The organism is Actinomycetospora straminea (genome assembly GCF_028737255.1).
Lineage (GTDB): Bacteria > Actinomycetota > Actinomycetes > Mycobacteriales > Pseudonocardiaceae > Actinomycetospora > Actinomycetospora straminea.
Genome location: NZ_JAQZAN010000006.1, coordinates 40,163 through 59,521 on the forward strand (window position 1 = coordinate 40,163; position 19,359 = coordinate 59,521).

The following is a 19,359-nucleotide window of genomic DNA, read 5'->3' on the forward strand; positions in this document are numbered from 1 at the left end:
ATTTCACTCACATGGCGAGGTCCAGGCCCAGGTCGAGGACCGGGGCGGAGTGGGTGAGGGCGCCGACGGCGAGGAAGTCGACGCCGGCGGCGGCGTGGGCGGCCGCCACGTCGAGGGTGAGCCCGCCGGAGACCTCGAGGCCGGTGTCGGGGGCGCGGCGGTCCCGCCGGGCGACCGCCTCGGCCGACTCGGCCGGCGTCACGTTGTCGAGCAGGACGAGCTCGACACCCAGCCCGAGCACCTCGTCCAGCTGCTCCAACGAGTCGACCTCGACCTCGCACGGCAGGTGCGGGGCGATCCTCCGCGCCGCCGCCAGCGCCGCCGTGACCGAGTCCGCCGCCGCGACGTGGTTGTCCTTGATGAGGACCGCGTCGCCCAGCGACATCCGGTGGTTCACCCCGCCGCCGCAGCGCACCGCGTACTTCTGCAGCGCCCGCATCCCCGGCACGGTCTTGCGGGTGTCACGGATGCGCGCGCGGGTGCCGGCGACCGCGTCGACCCAGGCCGCGGTGGCCGTCGCGACCCCGGAGAGCTGCGAGAGCAGGTTGAGCGCGGTCCGCTCGGCGGTCAGGAGGGTCCGCAGCGGCGCGCGGACGGCGAGGGCGACGTCGCCGGGGGCGAGGCGGTCGCCGTCGGCGCGGGCGTCGAGCACCTCCAGCTCCGGCCCGCACACCCGCTCGAGCACCCGCACCGCCACCCCGACGCCCGCGAGCGTCCCGGCGGGCCGCGTGCGGAACTCGCCGACCGCGACCGCGCCCTCGGGCACGCACGCGGCGGTGGTGACGTCGGGGCCGTCGCGCAGGTCCTCGTCGAGGGCGCGGGCGACGACGGCGTCGACCTCGGCGGGGTCGACGCCCGTGGGCAGGGCGAGCGAGGCGGTCACGCGACACCTCCGTGACGGGCGTCGGTGGTCCCGACGTGCAGGCGGTCCCCGGACAGGACCACCGTGGACGAGGCGCGCTGCCAGTGGTCGTCGGTGCGCGGGTGGTCGGCGCGGACGTGGCAGCCGCGGGTCTCGGTGCGCGAGCCGGCGGCGGCGAGCAGGGCGTGGGCGGCCAGGGTCAGGGCGGCGTCCTCGACGTCGGCGCGGGTCCGCGGGGCGCGCACGGTGCTCGCGGCCTCGACGGCGTCCGACGCGGCGGCGAGCCCGGCGGCGTCGCGCCCGATCGCCGCGCCGCGGGTCATGGCGGCCTGCAGGGCGGCGCGGTCGGCGATCGGGACGGGCACCGCCGCCGGCGGGGTCGGCGACGCGAGGCGTCGCGGGCCCGCCAGGGCGCGGGCGACGTCCTCCGCGGCGCGCCGGCCCATGACCAGGCCCTCGAGCAGGCTGTTCGAGGCGAGCCGGTTGGCGCCGTGCAGGCCGGTGCGGGCGACCTCGCCGGCGGCCCAGAGCCCGGGCACCCCCGTGCGCCCGTGGTCGTCGGTGACCACGCCGCCGCACGCGTAGTGCGCGGCCGGGCGGACCGGGACGGGGTCGCGGGCGAGGTCGACGCCGATCGCGGCGCAGGCGGCGGCGACGGTCGGGAAGCGCGCGGCGACGTCGGGGACGCCGGTGGCGTCGAGCCAGACGTGCTCGGCCCCGAGCTCGCCGAGCCGCCGGGTGATCGCGGCGGCGACGACGTCGCGGGGGGCGAGGTCGCCGAGCGGGTGGACGCCGGCGGTCACCGACCGCCCGCCGGTGTCCCGCAGCACCGCGCCCTCGCCGCGCAGCGCCTCGGTGACGAGCGGCGCCCGGCCCTTCCCGGCGTCCGGCACGTGCAGCGCCGTCGGGTGGAACTGCACGAACTCGACGTCGGCGAGCGTCGCCCCGGCGCGCAGGGCGAGCGCCCAGCCGTCGGCGGTGGCGACGGTGGGGTTCGTGGTCGTCTCGTAGAGCGCGCCCACGCCGCCGGTCGCGAGCAGGACCGCGGGCGCGGCGAGGAGGCCCGCGCGCCCGTCCTCGTCGCGCACCTCGAGGCCCTCGACGGCGCCGTCGGGGCCGGTGAGCACGGCGGAGGCGGCGTGGCCGGGCAGCACGACGAGCTCGGCACGCCGCGTCGCCGCGAGCAGCGCGCGCTCGACCTCGGCGCCCGTCGCGTCGCCGCCGGCGTGCACCACCCGCAGCGCGGAGTGCCCGCCCTCGCGGGTGCGCGCGAGGGCGTCGGGCGGGCCGTCGAACACCGCGCCCTCGCCCCGCAGGGCGGCGACGGCCGCGGGGCCGGCGGCGAGGATCGTGCCCGCGGCCCCGGCGTCGACCAGTCCCCCGCCGGCGGCGAGGGTGTCGGCGAGGTGTGCGGCCACGGAGTCGCCCGTGATGTCGCCGAGCACCACCGCGATGCCGCCCTGGGCCCACCGGGTGCTCCCGGCGTCCGGGGCGTCCTTGGTGACGACGACGACCCGCAGCCCGGCCCGCGCCGCGGTGAGCGCCGCGGTGAGCCCGGCGACGCCCGACCCCACGACGACGAGGTCCGCGGTCGTCTCCCAGCGGGTCACTCCCCGCCCCCGGGCTGCCCGATCTCGATCATCCGCTGGACGGCGCCGCGCGCCCGGGCGGCGGTCGCGGTGTCGACGTGCACCTCGTCGCGGCCCTCGCGCAGCGCCCGCGTCAGCGCGCCCGGGGTGATCATCTTCATGTAGCCGCAGGCGGCGCGCTCGTTGACCGGGCGGAAGTCGACGTCGGGGTTGGCGCGGCGCAGCTGGTGGAGCATGCCGACCTCGGTGGCCACGAGGACGCTCTGCTTCGTCGTGTTCTTGGCGGCGTCGAGCATGCCGCCGGTGGAGAGGATGTGGACCTGCTCGGCGGGCACCGCGCCAGCGCCTGCGAGGTAGAGCGCGCTGGTGGCGCAGCCGCACTCGGGGTGCACGAACAGGTCGGCGTCGGGGTCGGCCTGGGCCTGCGCGGTGAGCTCGGCGCCGTTGATGCCGGCGTGGACGTGGCACTCGCCGGCCCAGATGTGCAGGTTCGCCCGGCCGGTGACGCGCCTGACGTGGGCGCCGAGGAACTGGTCGGGCAGGAACAGGACCTCGCGGTCGGCGGGGATGCTCTCGACGACCTCGACGGCGTTGGACGACGTGCAGCAGACGTCGGTCTCGGCCTTCACCGCCGCTGTGGTGTTGACGTAGCTGACGACGACGGCGCCCGGGTGCTCGGCCTTCCACGCGCGCAGCTCGTCGGCGGTGATCGAGTCGGCGAGACTGCAGCCGGCGCGGGCGTCGGGGATGAGGACGGTCTTCTCCGGCGCCAGGATCTTCGCGGTCTCGGCCATGAAGTGGACGCCGCAGAAGACGATCGTGCTCGCGTCGCTGGCCGCAGCGATCCGGGAGAGCGCGAGCGAGTCGCCGGTGTGGTCGGCGACGTCCTGGATCTCGGGGCGCTGGTAGTTGTGCGCGAGCACCACGGCGTCGCGCTCGCGGGCGAGCCGGCGGACCTCGTCGGCCCAGCCGGGACCCGCGTCCCGGGGCTCGACGAGGTCGGTCGGCGGGGCGTGGAGCCCCGTCTCGCCGGTCGTCTCCGTGGCGCTGAGGACGGTCATCGCCGTCTCCTCCCCCGGGCTGCCGCGTCGTCGTCGGCGCGGTCCGGTTCGCTCGACTAGTTTTCGCCTCGTGGTCGAAAACATGGCCGACCGTACCCCCGCACGCCGGGGCGACGCCAGCCCCCGGTCACGCGGGGTGGCGAGCACCACCTGCCCGCTCGCGAGGATGTGGGTTTCCTGGCGTCCAGTGCCAGCGTGGACGCCACGCTCGCACCCCCTACGATCACTCTCCGTGGACGAGGGCGGCGCGGGCGGCGAGGCGGGGACGTTCGCGCACGACGTGCTGGCGGTGGTCCTGCGGATCACCGGGCCGGTGCCGAGCGTCCTGCTCTGGCAGCGCGCCCGCGAGCCGCACCTCGGGCGCTGGGCCCTGCCCGGGGGCCGGCTGGGCGCCGACGAGGACGTCGAGGCGTCGGTGCGCCGGCACCTCGCCGAGAAGGTCGACCTCGCCGAGGTGGCGCACGTCGAGCAGCTCGGCGTGTTCTCCGACCCCCACCGCGGCCCGCCCCCGCGCCGCGTCGCGACGGCGTTCCTCGGGCTCGTGCCCACCGACGCCGACCCCGCCGTCCCCGACGACACCGCCTGGCACCGCGTCGACCGCCTGCCCCCGACGGCCTTCGACCACGGCGCCATCACCCGCGACGGCCTCGACCGCCTGCGCGCCAAGCTCTCCTACACCAACATCGGGTTCGCGCTCGCCCCCGACGCGTTCACCGTCTCCGAGCTGCGCGACCTCTACGCGGCCGCGCTCGGCCACCGCGTCTCGGCGACCAACCTGCAGCGCGTGCTCACCCGCCGCGGCGTGCTCGTCCCCACCGGCGCGACCGCCGCGCCCGGGCCCGCCGGCGGGCGCCCGGCCGCCGTCTTCCGGTTCTCCGAGCACGTGCTGCGCGTGACCGACCCCTTCGCCGCGCTGCGCCCACCGGGCGACACGGGCTGAGCAGGGGGTACGCGTCCACACGGCGGGGTACGCCCCGGAGTCGTAGCGTGGGCGACGTGGTCGAGACGCTGCCCCTGTTCCCCCTGGGGACCGTGCTGCTGCCGGGTGCGTCGCTGCCACTGCACATCTTCGAGCCGCGCTACCGGCAGCTGACCATCGACCTGGTCACCGGCACGCTCCCGGGCAAGCAGTTCGGCGTCGTCGCCGTACGCGAGGGGTGGAGCCCCGACGACGGCCGCGACGGCCTGCACGACGTGGGGTGCACCGCGACGCTGCGCGAGGTCCGCCGCCTGCCCGACGGCCGCTTCGACATCCAGACCACCGGCGACCGGCGCTTCCGGCTCATCGACGTCGACGACACCGCGGCGCCGTACCTCGTCGCGAACGTGGAGTGGCTGCCCGACGACGAGGGCGACGACGCGACCGACCTCGCGCCGCTCGCGATGGCCGCCCGCGCCGCGCACCGCCGCTACTGCACCACCGCCTGGCGCCAGCAGGGCGGCGGCGACGGCGAGATGCCCGCCGAGCTCTCCGAGGAGCCGGCGCCCGACGTCGCCGACCCCGAGCTCGCCCACATCCTGGCCGGCGACTGCCTGCTCCCCCTCACCGACCGGCAGGAGCTGCTCGAGGAGACCTGCCCGATGGAGCGCCTGCAGATCGTCCGGCGGTCGATGACCCGCGAGGCCGTGCTGCTCGGCGAGCTGCGCGCGGTGTGGGCGCCCTCGGTGAAGTACGCCGTCGAGCACAGCCTCAACTAGGCGCCCGGGAGCCCGGTCGATGAGCCTGCCCGTCCCCGGCCTGGAGTTCCTCGCGCACGTCGAGGTCGAGCTCGGCGAGCTGCTCGACCTCGGCACCACCGACGCGGGCCACCGGCGCATCGTCCCCATCGTCGGTGGCACGGTGACCGGTGAGCGCTTCTCCGGGGTCGTCGTCCCGGGCGGCGCCGACTGGCAGGTGGTCCAGGACGACGGCGCGGTGGTCGTCGACACCCGCTACACGCTGCGGGCCGACGACGGCCCGCTGGTGCACATCCGCACCGCCGGGGTGCGCGCCGGCCCGCCCGAGGTCCTCGCCGCGCTGGCCCGCGGCGAGGACGTCGACCCCTCGACGTACTACTTCCGCGTCGCCGCGACGTTCGAGACGTCCGCGCCGCAGTACCGGTGGATGACCCGCGTCCTGACGGTGGCCACGGCCCGGCGCGCCCCCTCCGCCGTGGTCTACGACGCCTACACGGTGGGCTGACCGCGGCCTCAGGTCAGCGCCGCCAGCACCTGCCGGTAGGCCGCGGCCGCCGGGTCGACGAGCCCCGCGGGCGCCCACTCGTCGGTGACGTGGCACTGCTCGGGCTCGCCGGGGCCGCAGACGATCGTGTCGGCGCCCCCGAGCGCACCGGCGAGCACGCTCGCGTCGGTGAAGTAGGTCGCGTACTGCGGCTCACCCCGCCCGCCCCCACCGCCCAGCAGATCCACCGCCCGCGCGACCCGCCCCGGGTCGGTGTCGATGAGCGGCAGCTCGACGAGCCGCTCGGTCTCGACGGGCACCCCGGCCAGGTCGACGACGGTCGCCTCGGCCGCGTCGGCGGTGTCGCCGGGCACGAGGCGCAGGTCGACGGTCAGCGCGGCGCGGTCCGGGACGACGTTGGGCTGGACACCGGCGCGCATCATCCCGACGTTGGCGGTGGTGGCGCCGTGCGTGGAGCTGGTCGGCCAGGCGTCGTGCTCGTGGATGCGCACGGCGGCGCGGGCGAGGTCGACCAGCGCGTTGTGCCCCAGGTCGGGGCGCGATCCGTGCGCCGGCACCCCGCGGGCGTGCAGCACGAGCCAGAGCACGCCCTTGTGCCCGAGCACCACGCGGTTCGCGGTCGGCTCGGCCACCAGCAGCGTGCCCGACGGCCGCAGCGCGTCGGCCGGGATCTCGCGGGCGCCCTCGCAGCCGGTCTCCTCGCCGAAGGTCAGCACCACCTGCACCCCGGTCCCGCCGGCGCGCACGTGCTCGGCGGCCGCGACGACGGCGGCCGCCACCCCGGCCTTCATGTCGCTCGCGCCCCGCCCGCGCAGCCGCCCGTCGACGACGTCGCCGGCGAGCGGGTCGAACGACCACACCGCCTCGTCGGCGGGGACGGTGTCGAGGTGCCCGGTGAGCGTCACCGGGGTCTCGTCGCCGTGGTGGGCGACGAGGTTGGCGCGCCCGGGCCGCGTCTCGTGCATCGCGACGGTGAGCCCGGCGTCCTCGAGACGGTTCGCCGCCAGGTCCGCGGCGACCCGCTCCCCGCTCCCGCGGGTGTCGAGGCGGACCAGCTCGCAGGCCAGGTCGAGCGCGGTGCCCGGGGTCGTCATCCGGTGTCCCTCCCCATGTCCTCGTGGCCGTCGACGATCGCGGCCAGCACGTAGGCCAGTGCCGCGCCCAGGCCCGCGACCAGCGCGATCCACCACGGTCCCGGTGACGGCGGCAGGCTCGTCAGCACCGCGGGCACCGGCGCGCCGGGGACGCCCGCGGTGCCGATCGCGGCGGGGTCGACGAGCACCGGCACCGGCGACGCCGCCCACGCCAGCATCGCGCCGACGCGCCCGCAGAGCCAGCCGCCGAGCAGCGCACCGGCCACCAGCGCCACGAGCACGACCGGGCCCCGCCGGTGGCGGCGGCGCCACGCCACGGCACCGGCGATCACCCCGTACGACGCGACGAGCAGCAGGTGGATCGCGACGGCGTCGAAGGCGTGGTCAGCCTCCCCCGCGGGCGAGCCGCTGCCTCCGCCGGGCAGGGCCACGACGTGCACGACCGGCGCGAGCAGCGCCCACAGCGCGCCGAGCGGGAGCCCGACGACGGCGAGGATCGCGCCCAGGCGCAGGGCCGCGGGCACGTCGTCGCGCAGCTCGGCCCGCTCGAGTCGGCCGGAGGGCTCGGTGGGGAGGAAGTCGTCGTCGACGGCGGTCATCGCCGGAAGCCGTGGGTGCCCGCCGACTCCCCGTGCCGGCTGCAGCGCGCGGTCCAGCCCACCGGGTCGACCTGCACGACCATCCGGCGCGCGCACACCGGGCAGTGCCGCGGCGGGTCGACGGTGGCGAGCCGGCGCTCGCACGCGGTGTGGTCGCCCTCGGCCCGCGCGGCGCCGCACCAGGCACAGAACGGCCGCTCCACGGGGTCCGCGGACGGCTCCACCACGGCGCTCACAACGTGTCGTTCAGGGCCTTGATCGGCATCTTGAGGGTCTCGAGCATGTCGAGGTCCTGCTCGGCCGGGCGCCCCAGGTTGGTCAGGTAGTTGCCGACGATGATCGCGTTGACCCCGCCGAGCATGCCCTGCTCCGCGCCGAGGTCGCCCAGGGTCAGCTCGCGGCCACCGGCGAAGCGCAGCACCGTGCGCGGCAGCGCCAGCCGGAACGCCGCCACGGTCATCAGCGCGTCGGCACCCTGGGGCACCTCGAGGTGCGCGAACGGGGTGCCGGGGTTGGGGATGAGGAAGTTCAGCGGGACCTCGTCGGGCTCGAGCTCGGCGAGCTGCACCGCGAACTCCGCGCGCTGCTCGAGCGTCTCGCCCATGCCGACGATGCCGCCGCAGCAGACCTCCATGCCCGCCGCACGCACCATCTGCAGGGTCTCCCAGCGCTCCTCCCAGGAGTGCGTGGTGACGACCTCGGGGAAGTGGCTCCGCGCGGTCTCGAGGTTGTGGTTGTAGCGGTGCACGCCCATCGCGGCGAGCTCGTCGACCTGCTCCTGGGTCAGCATCCCCAGCGAGCACGCGACGTTGATGTCGACCTCGGCGCGGATCGCGGCGATGCCCGCACGCACCTGCTCCATGAGCTTGGCGTCCGGGCCGCGGACGGCGGCGACGATGCAGAACTCCGTGGCCCCGGTCTTGGCGGTCTGCTTGGCCGCCTCGACCAGCCGGTCCACGTCGAGCCACGCGGCGCGCACGGGCGAGTCGAACAGGCCCGACTGCGAGCAGAAGTGGCAGTCCTCGGGGCACCCGCCGGTCTTGAGCGAGACGATGCCCTCGACCTCGACCTCCGGCCCGCAGTGGCGCATCCGCACCTCGTGGGCCAGCCCGAGGGCCTCCTCCAACCGCTCGGTCGGGAGCTGCAGCACGGCCAGGACCTGCTCCTGCGAGAGGCCCTCGCCCCGCTCGAGCACCTGCTCGCGGGCCACGGCGAGGATGTCCCCACCGGCGTCCTGCGGGGTGGTGCTGGGATCGACGGCCGTCACGCACGGCTCCCTTCGTCGGGCACTCTCGGTCTGGCACGGTCGGGCTCGCCGCAGTGTGCCTCACGGTGCGCGCCGGGGGGACCACCCACCGCCGAGGACGGGACCGAGGCCACAGCGCGCGGCCGCGAGGAGGTCCTCCGGACTCGCCGCCCCGAGGCCCGCCGGCAGCACCCCGAGCAGCGGGGCGGCGGTGACGGTCGGGAGGTCGTCGAGGTTGGTCCGCTCGGCGAGGTCGGGGTGCTCCGGGTAGGCGCCGACGACGGTGCCGGCGAGGGTCAGTCCGCGGCGGGCGAGCGCCTCGGCGGTCAGCGCGGCGGTGTTGAGCACGCCGAGCCCGGCGCTCGCGACGAGCACGACCGGCGCCGCGAGGCCCGCGGCGACGTCGGCGAGGGTCTCGGCGAGGTCGTTGAACCGCACCAGCAGCCCGCCCGCGCCCTCGACGATCACCAGGTCGGCGTCCTGCGCCCGCACCGCGTCGACGACCTCGGCGGCCATCACCGGCGGCGTGCCCGCGCAGCGGGCGGCGGTCGCGGGCGCGAGGGGCTCGGGGTAGCGGGCGAGCTCGACCGCCCCGACGGGACCGGCCAGCCCCGCCACGGCCGCGAGGTCCCCGTCCTCCCCCGGCGCGACCCCGGTCTGGGCCGGCTTCACGACCGTGACCCGCTCCCCCGCCGCCCGGGCCAGCGCGGCGATCGCCGCGACGACGACCGTCTTGCCGACGTCGGTGCCGGTGCCGGTGACGACGAGGATCCGCACGGCGGGCGAGGGTAGACCCGCCTCATGGGCCGCGGTCGGGGCGCGGTCAGACGGTCGCCAGCACCCGCACCGCGCGGCGTCCGGCGTCCTCGTGCACGGCGGCGCAGGTACAGAACGGCCGCAGGTGCGACAGCAGGTCCCCGGTGGACGCCGTGCCGGAGCGCGGCGGGCCGACGACCTCGGCGAACAGCTGACCGGGGCGGGCTCGGACCTCCAGGGTCAGGCCGGCCCCGACGTCGCCGCGGCACCCGAGCACCGCCGCCTCGTGGACGGCGAGCACGGCGGCCCGCACCGCGTCGCCCTCCAGCCCGGCGCGCGCCGCGATCTCGCCGACGCGCCGGCGCAGCTCGGCGAGGTCACCCGTGCCGTCGACGCCGAGCCGCGCCGCCACCGCGCCCCACAGGTCGGCGGGCACGGGGTCGGACGTCGCGGGCGGGCGGAAGTCGGGGTTGTCGGCACGTCCCGTGATCGCGGCGAGGTGCGGGTGGGTGCTGCGCGCGACCGCCACGAGCTCGGGGTCGGCGTCGCGGCGGCAGCAGCAGATCACCGTCAGCGGCAGGTCGCGGCGCACGGCGTTCAGCCCGTCCTCGCCGACGCGGCACGCCGGCGCCGGCATGGCCGCGGGGTACTGGCCGAGGACCGTGGTGCGGCGGCCGGGCCGGACCCAGTCGCGGGCGGCGGCGAGGAAGCCGGGGTCGGACGGCGGGAGCATCGCCGACGGCGGCGGGAACCCGACGCGCGCGGCGTCGTGGCCCAGGGCCTCGCGGAAGGCCCGCACGGTGGCGCGGTCGACGACGAGGAGCACCTCGTCGCCGTCGGCCAGCGCCCGGCGGACCTCGGCGAGCGCGCCGAACACGAGGTCGTCGGGACCGTCGTGGAGCAGCGCGAGGTGGACCAGACCGCCCTCCCGCTCGCTGCCCGTCACGGCCCGTCCTCGCTCTCCCGCACCGAGGCGGGTCGGCCCACCGCGTCGAAGAGCCGGCGCAGGAAGCGCGAGCCGCCGTGCAGGACGACGTGCTGGCCCTCCGGCGCGGAGCGGGCGGCGAGCATGAGGATGTCGGCGCAGGCGACGTCCATGAAGTCGACGGCCGACAGGTCGAGGTGCAGGTCGGGGCCGGTCGCGAGGGCGCGCGCGGCCCGCAGGGCCCCGTGCACCGCCGCCCCGAAGCGGCGGGCGACGTGCGCGTCGAGGTCGCCGCGCGGGCGCCACCGCCCGTAGCCGGCGCTCGCCGACCAGACGTCGTCGACGAGGTCGCGGTGGTGCACGGCGACCGTCTCCCACACCGCCGCCTCGTCCTCGTCGGGCACGCTGAGCTGGCACAGCGTGCGGACCGGGCCCTCGTCGGCGAGGACGTCGAACCCGCCCTCCCACTCGGTGTACGCCGCGAGGACGGCCTCGTCGGCCAGCGGGAGCCCCGGGCTCTCCTGGGTGAACGCGACCGTCGGCCAGGCGTCCGCGACCGCGCGCGCCACCTCGTCGCGGAAGAGCGCGGTCACGCCCTCGGCCGTCGCCCCGGTGCGCTCGACGACGGTCGGGAGGTCGAGGAACTCCATCTGGCCGGACGCGAGCGCGTCCCGGGCCCCGCGCGGGCCCGCGGGCCCGGCGAGCCAGTGCTGGTCGGGACGCTGACCGCCCGGCAGCCAGCCCTTGTAGAAGACCTTGGCCCCGTGCGCGAGCTCGCGCTCGATCCACGACGCCGTGCCGCGCCGGCCCTGCTCGACGCCGTCGGCGACGAGCAGCGTGTGCCGGGACCGGACCTCCTGGAGGCCGGGATCCGCGCGCAGGAGCGTCGCCACGCGACCTCCCTCCGCCCGTCCCGGCTCCGGCCTGCCCCCGGATCGCACCGCGGGGCGAGATGAGTACCCGGGAACCACGATGCGTGAACCTCGGCCACGCTGCGTAGTTCAGAGGAACGCGGACACCACCAATCGGGCGTGCGCGAGGTCCACCAGGAGGGCGGCCACCGTGGACGTCGACCGTGCCCGGCCCCGCGCGAGCGCGTCGTAGGCGTCGAACCCGGTCAGCAGCCAGAGGACGTCGAGGGCCTCCTGTCTCCCGACCGCGAGCAGGCCGGCCTCGTCGAGACGCCCGACCACGGTCCGCAGGAGGGCGAGCCGGCCGTCGTCGTGCCGGGCGACCAGCGCGGCGGCCTCCGGATCCGCGGCGGTGAGACCCAGGACGCGGCGGGCGAGGACCGGGTCGGTGGCCCAGTAGCGGCAGCCGTCGACGACGGTCGCCCGCAGCAGGTCGTCCTGGTCGTGGCCGGCGACGTCGTCACCTCGGCCGTGTTCGGCGCCGCCGCGTTCGCCCAGCCCGCCATCGGCCGCGCCCACCTGCGCGGGGTGGCCGAGGCAGCCGCGATCGACGCCGACGTCTACGGCCTGCCGCTCGTGCTGACCGCGATCACCGGGGTCCTCCTGCTGCTCGCGGGCAGCGTCGCCCTCGGGGTCGCGGTGACCCGGGTGGCTCGGGCGGACGCCGTGCTGCGCGCGGCGGGCGTCGTCTACGCGGTGGCGATGGCCTGCTTCCTCGTCGTGGGCACGGCTGTGCACGTCGTCCAGCCGGTCGCTGCGGCCGTCGCCGCGCTCGCGGCGGTGGTGGTCGCCCTGCGGCTCCCGCGCCTCTGATCAGCGCGGGGCGACGATCGGCCCGAGCACCTTGTGCAGCACCTGGTCGACGAGCGCGAGGTCGTCGGCGGTGAGGTCGGCCCGCGCGGTCAGGCGCAGCCGCGAGGTGCCCGGCGGCACCGACGGCGGGCGGAAGCAGCCGGCGCGCAGCCCGTGCTCGGCACAGCCCGCCGCGGCACCGAGCGCCACCTCGGGGTCGCCGAGCACGACGGGCACCATCGCCGCGGTCGGCACCGGCACGTCGAGCCCGGGCGCGGCGGCGCGCGCGGAGGCCGCCACCGAGGCCGCGGCGGCGTGCAGGGCCGCGACCCGGTCCGGCTCGGCGCGCACGATCTCCAGCGCCGCGAGCGCCGCACCCGCCGCGGCCGGGGCGAGGCCGGTGTCGAAGATGAACGGCCGCGCGGTGTCGACGAGGTGCTCGACCACCGCCCGCTCCGCGAGCACCACCCCGCCCTGGCTGCCGAGCGACTTCGACAGCGTCGCGGTCAGCACCACGTCCGGCGCGCCGGCCAGCCCCGCCTCGGCGAGCGTGCCGCGCCCGCCGGGGCCGCGGATGCCGAGCCCGTGCGCGTCGTCGACGAGCAGCACGGCGTCGCGGGCCCGGCACACCGCGTGCAGCTGCGCGAGCGGCGCGATCCGCCCGTCCACGCTGTCGACGCCGTCGACGACCACGAGCGCGCGGGGCTCCGCCCGGGCCGCGAGCACCTGGTCGACGACCGCGGGATCGGTGCAGCGGGCCACCTCGACCCGCGCCCGCGAGAGCCGGGCGGCGTCGACGAGCGAGGCGTGCGCGGCGACGTCGGAGACCACGAGCGCGCCGCGCCCCGACAGCGCCGTGACCGCCCCGAGGTTCGCGGTGTAGCCCGAGGAGAAGACGAGGGCGGCGTCGCTGCCGGTGAAGGCGGCGAGGGCGTCCTCGAGCTCGCCGTGCAGCCGCGTCGAGCCCGTGACCAGGCGCGATCCGGTCGACCCGGCGCCCCACGCCCGCAGCGCGTCGACCCCGGCCTCGACGACGCGCGGGTCGCGGGCGAGGCCCAGGTAGTCGTTGGAGGCGAGGTCGACGACCGGGTCGGCGACCTCCCGCGGGCGCAGCGTGCGCCGCAGCCCCGCCTCCGCGCGCGACGCCGCCGTCTGCTCCAGCCACGCACCCAGCCAGCCCACGGCGGCCACCCTACGGGCCGCCGACGACGTCCCGGCCTGGGCGACGACACCGGGCTACGTGCGTGATTTTCTGAGCCATAGCTCAGAAGATCACGCACGTACGCGGGTCAGGACGGGTCCACCGCCGGTTGATCGTCACCGAGCGTTCTGATCATCCCCCGTCGAGCGGTGCCCGCGGTCCCTCGTCCGGGTGTGACCCGGCCCTGAGCTGGACATCCCGGTCGACACGACCACGCTCGGTCCGAACCGGGACGCGCCGCCGGCTACCCCACCCGGGTGGATTCGGGCGAATCGGGCGCTCCGGGACGGCGCGTCACACGGCCTCACGCCGGTCTCGTCGTCGTCTCACACGCTCGTCACGCTGCGTTCACGCAGCGGGCGCCGCGGCTCCTCACGCGGCCCGGGCCGCGGCGACCATCGCGGCGCCGATGCGCAGGACGTCGTCGGCGGGCGTGACGTAGGGCGGCATCGCGTAGACGAGGTCGCGGAACGGGCGCAGCCAGACACCGTGCGCCTCGGCGGCGGCCTGCGCGGCGGGGACGTCGACGGGGTGGTCGAGCTGGACGACCCCGATCCCGCCGAGCACGCGCACGTCGACCACCCCGGGGACGTCCCGCGCCGGGGCGAGCCCCTCGCGCAGCCCCGCGCCCAGCGCGGCGACCTCGCCCGCCCAGTCGCGGCGCAGCAGCTCGTCGATGCTCGCCCCCGCCACCGTCGCGGCGAGCGGGTTGGCCATGAACGTCGGCCCGTGCATGAGGCCGCCGGCCTCGCCGCCGCTGATCGCCGTGGCGACGGCCGGCGTGCACAGGGCCGCGGCCATCGTCAGGTAGCCGCCGGTCAGGGCCTTGCCCACGCACAGGACGTCCGGGGCGACCCCGGCCTGCTCGGCGGCGAAGAGGGTGCCGGTGCGCCCGAAGCCGGTGGCGATCTCGTCGAACACCAGCACGAGGTCGTGGGCGTCGGCGATCGCGCGCAGCGCCCGCAGGTGGCGCGGGTCGTGGAAGCGCATCCCGCCCGCCCCCTGGACCACGGGCTCGACGACGATCCCGGCGACCTCGTCGGCGTGGGCGTCGGCCACCGCGCGCAGGTGCTCGTCGTAGGACGCGTCGTAGGACGACGGCGGGCGGTCGGCGAACACCTGCTGGGGCAGGAACCCGCTCCACGCCGCGTGCATCCCGCCCTCGGGGTCGCAGACGCTCATCGCGCCGAAGGTGTCGCCGTGGTAGCCGCCGCGCCAGGTCATCATCCGCGTGCGCCCGGGACGGTCGCGGGCGCGCTGGTACTGCAGGCACATCTTCAGCGCGACCTCGATCGACACCGACCCCGAGTCGGCGAGGAACACGTGCTCGAGCGGCTCCGGGGTCAGCGCGACCAGCCGCTCGGCGAGCGTCACCGCCGGGTCGTGGGTCAGCCCGCCGAACATCACGTGGCTCATCGCGCCGGTCGCCCGGGTCACCGCCGCGTCGAGCGCCGGGTGCCGGTAGCCGTGCACGGCCGCCCACCACGACGACATGCCGTCGACGAGCTCGCGGCCGTCGTCGAGGGTGAGCCGCACGCCGCGCGCCGAGCGCACCACGAGCGGGTCGGTCCGCCCCGGCATCGGGCCGTAGGGGTGCCAGACGTGCGCCCGGTCGCGGTCCCGCAGCGTGGGGGCGGGCGGCAGGGACGCGGTCTCCGGCGACGTCATCCGCGCACCGTAACGGCGTCGGCGGACGCGAGCCCTAGGATCGGGCGTGATGTCCACCCTCGACGAGAGCGCCCCCGACGCACGGCCGGACCCGTTCTCCCGGCGGCGCGAGGTGGCGGCGACCAGCGCGCGCTCGCTGCTGGTCACGGTGCTCGGCGAGCTCGTGCTGCCCCGCGGCACGCCGGTGTGGACGCAGACCGTCGTCGACGTCCTGGGCCTCGTCGGGGTCGAGGAGAAGTCGGCCCGCCAGGCCCTCGCCCGCACCGCCGCCGACGGCATGCTCGTCTCGGAACGGGTCGGCCGGCGGGTCCGCTGGGACCTGACGCCCTGGGGCCGCGACCTGCTCACCGAGGGCGCCGCCCGCATCTACGCGCACGGGCGCACCCGGACGGCGTGGGACGGGCGCTGGCTCGTCGTCGTCGCGAGCGTCCCGGAGCAGCAGCGCGCCCGGCGCCACCGCCTGCGCACCCGGCTGGCGTGGGCGGGCCTCGGCTCCCCCGCGGCCGGCATGTGGGTCTCCCCCGACACGGAGCGCCTCGAGGAGGTCCGCGAGGTGCTGGCCGAGCACGGGCCGGCCGACGCCCACGTCGTCACCGGCGAGTACCACGGCGAGCTCACGGCGGGCGAGCTCGCGACGCGGGCCTGGGACCTCGGCGACCTCGAGGCGCGCTACGAGGAGTTCGTCGACCGCTTCGCCGCCCTCGAGCCCGCCGAGGACCCGGCGACGCTCGCGGCGCAGGTCCGCCTCGTCGACGCGTGGCGGCGCTTCCCGTTCCTCGACCCCGGGCTCCCCGACGCCCTGCTGCCCGCCCCGTGGGTCGGGCACCGGGCGGCCGAGGTGTTCCACGGCCGCCACACCGCCTGGGCCGACGGCGCGCTGCGGGCCGCGACGGCGCTGGGCCTGTAGACCCGGTCGCCCGTCGCCGCCCGCCGGCGCCGCGGCCGGTCAGCTCGTCACTGGATCCAGATGGTCTTCGCGTTGACGAACGACTGCGGCCCGAAGCTCGCCAGCTCGCGCCCGTAGCCGGAGTTCTTCGCGCCGCCGAAGGGCACCTCCGGCGTCGACTCGGTGATCTTGTTGATGTAGACCATGCCCGACTCGACCTCGGTGGCGAAGCGCATCTTCTCGTCCTCGTCGGAGGTCCAGGCGCTGCCGCCGAGGCCGAAGTCGGAGTCGTTGGCGATGCGGATGGCGTCGTCGGCGTCGGTGGCGCGGAAGACCAGCGCGACCGGCCCGAACAGCTCCTCGGAGTACGCCCGCGACTCCTTCGGGATGTCGGTGAGCACCGTCGGCGGGTACCAGTTGCCCGGCTTGTCGATGCGCTCGCCGCCGGTCAGCAGGCGGGCCCCGGCCTTGATCGAGTCCTGGACCTGCTCGTCGAGGTCGGTGACCCCGTTGCCCTGCGACATCGGCCCGAGGTCGGTGTTCTCGTCCATCGGGTCGCCGATCGTCAGCGACTCCATCTTCGCCACGAGCTTCTGCGTGAAGTCGTCGGCGATGTCCTGGTGGACGATGAAGCGCTTGGCGTTGATGCAGCTCTGGCCGTTGTTGAGCATGCGGCTCGACACGGCGGCGTCGACGACCGCGTCGAGGTCCTCGACCGACGGCATGACGATGAACGGGTCGCTGCCGCCGAGCTCGAGCACGCTGGTCTTGACGTTCTGGCCGGCGCGGGCGCCGACCTCGCGGCCGGCGGGCTCGCTGCCGGTCAGCGTCACGGCGCGCACGCGGGGGTCGTCGATGATGCCCTCGATCACCGAGGAGCCGACGAGCAGCGTCTGGAAGGCGCCCTCGGGGAAGCCGGCGCGGTTCAGCACGTCCTCGATGGCCATGGCGACCTGCGGCACGTTCGACGCGTGCTTCAGCAGGCCGACGTTGCCGGCCATCAGCGCGGGCGCGGCGAAGCGCAGGACCTGCCAGAACGGGAAGTTCCACGGCATGATCGCGAGCACCGGGCCCAGCGGCTGGTAGCGGGTGAAGATCCGCGCGTTCTCGGGGGCGTTCTTCGGCTTCGGCCACTCGACGTCGGCGAGGTCCTCGGCGGCGTGGTCGGCGTACCAGCGGCAGCCCAGCGCGCACTTGGCGATCTCCGCCTTCGCCGCGGTGAAGGTCTTGCCCATCTCGAGGGTGGCGAGCTCGGCAAGGCGGTCGGTCTCCGCGTCGAAGATGTCGGCCGCCGCGCGCAGCCAGCCGGCGCGCTGCTCGAACGTCGTGTCGCGATAGCTCTCGAAGGTGTCCCAGGCGCGCTGGAGCTTCTCCTCCAGCTGCTCGGAGGTGAGGGACTCGAACTCCTCGACGGTCTGCCCCGTGGCAGGGTTCGTCGTTGCGATGGCCATGACGGTCGACTACCCCGCCCGCCCCGCCGGGCAATCAGCGACCGGCGCCGACTCCGGCACCGGACGGGCGGCGACCCGCTCGGCCCGGGCGAGGGCGACGGCGAGACCCGCCGCGACGACCCCGGCGACCGCGAGCATCACCCACCCGCCACGCAGCAGCCCGAGCTCGTCGGGCCGTCCCGTCGCGTGCGTGCCGATCACCGACACGAGCAGCGCCACCCCCAGCACCGACCCGACCTGCCGGGCCGTCGTGATCACCGACGACCCGGTGCCCCACCGCTCCGCCGGCAGGGCAGCGCCGACGACCGACGACAGGCCGGGCAGCACGAGACCGACGCCGAGTCCCGTCAGGAGCTGGCCGGGCAGCATGCCGGCGGCGTAGTCGGGGGCGACGCCGAGGCGCAGCGCCCACCACGCCGGGCCCGCCGCGAACAGCAGCGCGCCCACCGCCACGACCGGCCCGATCCCGAAGCGGCCGGTCAGGTGGCCCGTGAGCCGCGAGACCACGACGACCACCAGCGGGCCCACCGCGAGCGCCACCCCCGCCACCGGCGCCGACCAGCCCCACGTGCCGGTGAGGTAGAGGACGTTGACGACGAGCATGCCGGCGAAGCCGGTGGTGAACGCGAGCATCGACAGCGCCGCGAGCCCGACGACCGGGGTGCGCACGACGGTCAGGTCGAGCGCCGGAACGGGGTGACGGCGCGAGCGCAGCACCACGCCGGCCACGCCCAGCACGGCCACGACGAGCCCCGCCACCACCGGGCCCGCCGCCCAGCCCAGGTCGGGCGCCCGCACCAGCGCGTAGGCCAGCGCCCCGACGCCGACGACGAGGCCCACGGCGCCGAGGACGTCGGGCCGGCCGGTCCCGGTCGGGGTGGTGCGCGGCAGGACCCGCAGGCCCGCGACCAGGGCGAGGAGCCCGACCGGCACGTTGACGAGGAAGACCCAGTGCCACGACGCCTCGACCAGCAGCCCGCCCAGCGGGGGCCCGAGCGCGGCCGCGATCGCCCCGATCGACGCCCAGGCGCCGACCGCGTGCGCCCGCCGCTCGGCGGGGAACGCGGCGAGCAGCAGCGTCAGCGACGTCGGCGTCACGAGCGCGGCGCCGAGGGCCTGGACGGCCCGGGCGGCGACGAGCAGCCCCACCGACGGCGCCGCGGCGCACGCCGCCGAGGCGAGGGTGAAGACGGCGAGCCCGACGAGGAACACGCGGCGGTGCCCGACACGGTCGGCGAGGCGCCCGGCGAGGGCGAGGAACGCCGCGAAGACGACCGTGTAGCCGTTGAGGACCCAGGACATCTGGCCGAGGTCGGTGCCCGGGAAGTCGGCGCGGATGTCGGGGAAGGCCAGGTTGACGATGAAGAGGTCGAGGCTCGAGAGGAACGCCGCGGCCGACGTGACGAGCAGGACCGCGCGCGGGCTCGGCGGCGTCACGCCACGGTCCCCGTCCGGTCCTCGACCAGCCGGCGGGCGAGGTCGACGGCGGTGTCGGCGGCGACCCGGCGGTCCAGGCGGTCGCGGTAGGCGGCCTGGAGGTAGAGGCCGTCGACGATCAGCCAGAGCTCCTCGAGCAGCCGCTCGGGGTCGGCGACGCCGAGGCCGGCGACCAGGCCGGCGAGCTCGTCGTGCGTCGCGGCGAGGAAGTCGCGGGCCACGCCGACCGGGGTCGGCGGGCCGTCGGCGTCGCCCGGGTCGGCGTCGTCGGGGAACTCGGTGAGGTAGTTCCGGAAGGCGCAGCCGCGGAAGCCGGGACGCGCCGTCGTGCTCGCGACCTCGGCGACGAGGGCGAGCAGCTGCGCACGCGGGGTGTCGTCCGCCGCCTCCCGGGCGCGGCGGGCGGCCGCCGACCGGATGGCGCGGGCGCGCTCGAGGTAGGCCGCGACCAGGTCGTTCTTCGTGGGGAAGTGGGAGTAGAGCAGGTTCTTCCCGGTGCCGGCCTCGGTGATCACCTGGTTCATCCCGACCGCGCGCACCCCGTGCTCGTAGTACAGGCGGGACGCGGTGGTGAGGATGCGCTCCCGGGTGCCGGGGGCGGGCGTCCGTGCCACGGGGGCTCCCTCCGTCGAGGACCGACCGGTCCCGGACCAGTCGGTCCGTGACAGGACGCTACACCTCGCGCCGGCGGACGGCGAG

The 19,359-nt window shown here is 76.6% G+C and carries 21 protein-coding genes; 5 read left to right on the top strand and 16 right to left on the bottom strand.

From position 1 onward, the window contains the following. Positions 1-7 precede the first annotated feature (7 nt). From nadC to nadA, 3 genes are read right to left on the bottom strand one after another with little or no spacing between them, the layout of a single operon-like run. Positions 8-883, bottom strand: a complete 876-nt coding sequence (nadC, locus tag PH190_RS10410) for a carboxylating nicotinate-nucleotide diphosphorylase (RefSeq protein ID WP_274231437.1) — start codon at positions 881-883, stop codon at positions 8-10. Then, positions 880-2,472, bottom strand: a complete 1,593-nt coding sequence (locus tag PH190_RS10415; RefSeq protein ID WP_274231438.1) for an L-aspartate oxidase — start codon at positions 2,470-2,472, stop codon at positions 880-882. Before PH190_RS10415 ends, nadC begins: the two co-directional genes overlap by 4 nt. Further along, complete coding sequence (nadA, locus tag PH190_RS10420; protein ID WP_274231439.1) at positions 2,469-3,512, bottom strand: quinolinate synthase NadA; 1,044 nt, start codon at positions 3,510-3,512, stop codon at positions 2,469-2,471. The genes PH190_RS10415 and nadA overlap by 4 nt, the downstream gene beginning before the upstream one ends. A 232-nt stretch (positions 3,513-3,744) precedes the next feature. Between nadA and PH190_RS10425 the strand changes: the two genes are divergently transcribed. Genes PH190_RS10425 through PH190_RS10435 form a run of 3 tightly spaced genes read left to right on the top strand, consistent with a single transcriptional unit; the run spans position 3,745 to position 5,694 of the window. Further along, the gene (locus PH190_RS10425) at positions 3,745-4,452 is read left to right on the top strand and encodes an NUDIX hydrolase (RefSeq protein WP_420791622.1); all 708 of its coding nucleotides are present in this window, start codon (positions 3,745-3,747) and stop codon (positions 4,450-4,452) included. 56 nt (positions 4,453-4,508) lie between these two features. Continuing rightward, positions 4,509-5,210, top strand: coding sequence for an LON peptidase substrate-binding domain-containing protein (locus PH190_RS10430; protein ID WP_274231440.1), 702 nt, complete (start codon positions 4,509-4,511; stop codon positions 5,208-5,210). Positions 5,211-5,229: 19 nt separating this feature from the next. Further along, positions 5,230-5,694 carry a DUF3237 domain-containing protein gene (locus PH190_RS10435; RefSeq protein ID WP_274231441.1) on the top strand — a complete coding sequence of 155 codons (465 nt, stop codon included), beginning with the start codon at positions 5,230-5,232 and terminating at the stop codon, positions 5,692-5,694. Between the two features lie 8 nt (positions 5,695-5,702). Here PH190_RS10435 and PH190_RS10440 read toward each other — a convergent pair whose 3' ends face one another. The 8 genes from PH190_RS10440 to PH190_RS10475 form a co-directional block, all read right to left on the bottom strand. Further along, entirely contained in the window at positions 5,703-6,788 is a 1,086-nt protein-coding gene (locus PH190_RS10440; protein WP_274231442.1) for a M20 family metallopeptidase, read from the bottom strand. Then, on the bottom strand, positions 6,785-7,387 hold the full coding sequence (locus PH190_RS10445; protein ID WP_274231443.1) for a DUF2567 domain-containing protein: 603 nt from the start codon (positions 7,385-7,387) through the stop codon (positions 6,785-6,787). Before PH190_RS10445 ends, PH190_RS10440 begins: the two co-directional genes overlap by 4 nt. Next, a complete protein-coding gene (bsaP, locus tag PH190_RS10450) occupies positions 7,384-7,623 on the bottom strand; it encodes a biotin synthase auxiliary protein BsaP (protein ID WP_274231444.1) in 240 nt (79 codons plus the stop codon). The genes PH190_RS10445 and bsaP overlap by 4 nt, the downstream gene beginning before the upstream one ends. Then, on the bottom strand, positions 7,620-8,654 hold the full coding sequence (bioB, locus tag PH190_RS10455; RefSeq protein WP_274231445.1) for a biotin synthase BioB: 1,035 nt from the start codon (positions 8,652-8,654) through the stop codon (positions 7,620-7,622). Before bioB ends, bsaP begins: the two co-directional genes overlap by 4 nt. Positions 8,655-8,714: 60 nt before the next feature. Further along, on the bottom strand, positions 8,715-9,410 hold the full coding sequence (bioD, locus tag PH190_RS10460; protein ID WP_274231446.1) for a dethiobiotin synthase: 696 nt from the start codon (positions 9,408-9,410) through the stop codon (positions 8,715-8,717). A gap of 46 nt (positions 9,411-9,456) precedes the next feature. After that, on the bottom strand, positions 9,457-10,335 hold the full coding sequence (locus tag PH190_RS10465) for a P-loop NTPase family protein (RefSeq protein ID WP_274231447.1): 879 nt from the start codon (positions 10,333-10,335) through the stop codon (positions 9,457-9,459). Then, positions 10,332-11,207 carry an STAS domain-containing protein gene (locus tag PH190_RS10470; RefSeq protein ID WP_274231448.1) on the bottom strand — a complete coding sequence of 292 codons (876 nt, stop codon included), beginning with the start codon at positions 11,205-11,207 and terminating at the stop codon, positions 10,332-10,334. The genes PH190_RS10465 and PH190_RS10470 overlap by 4 nt, the downstream gene beginning before the upstream one ends. A 108-nt stretch (positions 11,208-11,315) precedes the next feature. Then, positions 11,316-11,744, bottom strand: a complete 429-nt coding sequence (locus PH190_RS10475) for a hypothetical protein (protein WP_274231449.1) — start codon at positions 11,742-11,744, stop codon at positions 11,316-11,318. A gap of 9 nt (positions 11,745-11,753) precedes the next feature. Between PH190_RS10475 and PH190_RS10480 the strand changes: the two genes are divergently transcribed. Continuing rightward, positions 11,754-12,038 (top strand): hypothetical protein, encoded by a 285-nt coding sequence (locus PH190_RS10480; RefSeq protein WP_274231450.1) that lies wholly within the window; start codon positions 11,754-11,756, stop codon positions 12,036-12,038. On the opposite strand, the gene PH190_RS10485 is transcribed toward PH190_RS10480, so the two are convergent. Further along, positions 12,039-13,199, bottom strand: coding sequence for an 8-amino-7-oxononanoate synthase (locus PH190_RS10485; protein ID WP_420791623.1), 1,161 nt, complete (start codon positions 13,197-13,199; stop codon positions 12,039-12,041). It abuts the gene before it with no gap. A 391-nt stretch (positions 13,200-13,590) separates the two neighbouring features. After that, positions 13,591-14,886 carry an adenosylmethionine--8-amino-7-oxononanoate transaminase gene (locus tag PH190_RS10490; RefSeq protein ID WP_274231451.1) on the bottom strand — a complete coding sequence of 432 codons (1,296 nt, stop codon included), beginning with the start codon at positions 14,884-14,886 and terminating at the stop codon, positions 13,591-13,593. A gap of 49 nt (positions 14,887-14,935) precedes the next feature. Here PH190_RS10490 and PH190_RS10495 point away from each other — a divergent pair, with 49 nt between their 5' ends. Next, entirely contained in the window at positions 14,936-15,793 is an 858-nt protein-coding gene (locus PH190_RS10495; RefSeq protein ID WP_274231452.1) for a PaaX family transcriptional regulator, read from the top strand. Positions 15,794-15,840: 47 nt separating this feature from the next. Here the strand turns inward: PH190_RS10495 and PH190_RS10500 are convergent, their stop codons facing one another. From PH190_RS10500 to PH190_RS10510, 3 genes are read right to left on the bottom strand one after another with little or no spacing between them, the layout of a single operon-like run. Next, positions 15,841-17,223 carry an NAD-dependent succinate-semialdehyde dehydrogenase gene (locus tag PH190_RS10500; RefSeq protein ID WP_274231453.1) on the bottom strand — a complete coding sequence of 461 codons (1,383 nt, stop codon included), beginning with the start codon at positions 17,221-17,223 and terminating at the stop codon, positions 15,841-15,843. Between the two features lie 9 nt (positions 17,224-17,232). Beyond that, entirely contained in the window at positions 17,233-18,660 is a 1,428-nt protein-coding gene (locus PH190_RS10505) for an MFS transporter (RefSeq protein ID WP_274231454.1), read from the bottom strand. Further along, positions 18,657-19,274, bottom strand: a complete 618-nt coding sequence (locus tag PH190_RS10510) for a TetR/AcrR family transcriptional regulator (protein ID WP_274231455.1) — start codon at positions 19,272-19,274, stop codon at positions 18,657-18,659. Before PH190_RS10510 ends, PH190_RS10505 begins: the two co-directional genes overlap by 4 nt. Between the last annotated feature and the right edge of the window lie 85 nt (positions 19,275-19,359).